We start from the raw sequence: 2,035 nt of genomic DNA, 5'->3' as shown, positions 1-2,035 counted from the left end.
CGATTGGGCTCGCGATTCGATCGACCGGTTCGTGTTGTCGTCGATGCGGCAGGCCGGACTGCACCCGACCGATGACGCCGACCCACGCAAACTCGTTCGTCGACTGTACCACGACTTGATCGGTCTGCGGCCGACACAAGCCGATATCGAATCGTTCCTGGTCGCCTTCGATCGCCACGGTGTCGAGGCGACGGCGCGCCTGGTGGACCGCCTGTTGAACAGTCCCCAGTACGGAGTTCGCTGGGGCCGGCACTGGTTGGACGTGGCCCGCTACGGGGAATCCAACGGCGACGACGGGCTGGGACGCAATGCGACGTTCCCCAACGCCTGGCGGTACCGTGACTATGTAATCGAATCGTTTAATCAAGACGTCCCCTATGACCGGTTCCTGACCGAACAAATCGCCGGGGACCTGTTGCCCGCGGCCACGGCCCAACAGCGGAACCGGCAACTGATCGCAACCGGATTCTTGGCGATCGGGTCCAAACCGGCCGTCGCGATGAACAAGAACTTTGCGATGGATGTCGTCGACGACCAAATCAACGTCGTCTGCACCGGTGTGCTCGGGCTGAGCGTCGCTTGCGCCCGATGCCATGACCACAAACACGATCCGATTCCGACCAAAGACTACTACGCCCTGGCGGGAATCTTTCGAAGCACCGAGACGCTCTACGGCGCCGCTGGCAATGAGAAACTGACGGCGCCGCCGACGCCGCTGCACCAGTTGCACGACGATCTACAAGCAACCCGCAAGCAGCCCGACCGCACGTCACCGCCGATACTGCCGGCCGCCTACTCGGAATTCATCGACGGCCTCGAACCGGAACTTCACGAGACGCTGGAATCGAAACCGGACGAGTTGGTGCTCCAGGGCGAAGCGGATTTCTCGGCGGAAACCTTTGCCGAAGTGAACGACACCCGCTTCACCGGCCGGTTCGATCAACCCACTGAATCGTACTCCGTTTCGTTTTGGTTCCGAAACACCGTCAACAATGACGCGCGACCGATCACGGCGTACTTGTTTTCCCGCGCGGCCTTGGATGACAAAACGCTGCCCGGTGATCATCTGGGGATCGGCGGAAAGCACGACAAGTCACGTTCGGGAAAACTGTTCGTGTTCAATGGCAACGTCAAGAAAACATCAATCGTCGGATCCACGGTGATCCCCCGCAACAGCTGGAACCATGTCGCACTGGTGCGGTCCGGCAATCAAGTGAAAGTGTTCCTCAACGGTCGACTCGAAATCGCCAGCGAAATCGAGGCGACCTTTGCAACGTCACTCGACTATTGCCTGGCCGCCCGCAGTGACAAGTTTGCGCCGCTGACGGGAAACATCGGCCAGTTCACGCTGTTGTCTCGCGCGTTGAGTGATGATGAGGTTATCGATCTGCACCGGTCGTCGGGCCAACCGCGGGGCGTGCGTCCGTCTTCGCCACTGGGGTTTGCGATGGGCGTTCGTGAAAAGGCGAAACCGACCGATTGCAAGATCCATATCAACGGCGAGGGCACCAAACTCGGCCCCTCCGTCGCGCGCGGTGTTTTGACGGCCTATCGAAACGTCACCAAAGACGGCTTCAACGACATCTCGATCAGCATCGGCACCGACCGGAGCGGCCGAGCGGAATTGGCCGAGTGGCTGACGCACCCCGACCACCCGCAAACCGCCCGCGTCATCGTCAACCGAATCTGGATGCATCTGTTCGGCCGCGGCATCGTCACCACGCCCGATGACTTTGGTGTGTACGGCGCCCGCCCGTCGCACCCCGAGTTGTTGGACCACTTGGCCAACCGATTCGTCCGCGAGGGTTGGTCCATCAAGCGGATGATCCGGGCGATTGTGTTGTCGCGAACGTACGGTCTGAGCAGCCTGGCCGACTCGGGGATGACCGAACAGGATCCGGAAAACATTTGGTTGTCGCGACACGCTCGCAAACGGCTGGATGCGGAATCACTGCGAGACAGCATGCTGCAAGCCAGTGGCCGGCTGGATTACGCCCCGGGAAAAGGTTCCGCGATCGAAACGTTGGACACGTTG

Annotated in this window: 1 protein-coding gene; it reads left to right on the top strand. The window is 60.7% G+C overall.

Features of this window, described 5'->3' with window-relative positions; translation table 11 throughout:
- Positions 1 to 2,035: DUF1549 domain-containing protein (locus ABX749_RS30975; protein ID WP_372899436.1), on the top strand; the 2,035-nt coding region annotated here is incomplete at both ends.

The sequence above is a fragment of the Stieleria sp. genome (assembly GCF_041595215.1).
GTDB lineage: Bacteria > Planctomycetota > Planctomycetia > Pirellulales > Pirellulaceae > Stieleria > Stieleria magnilauensis.
The sequence above is the reverse complement of the archived record's forward strand: the minus strand, read 5'-3'. Positions and strand labels throughout refer to the sequence as shown.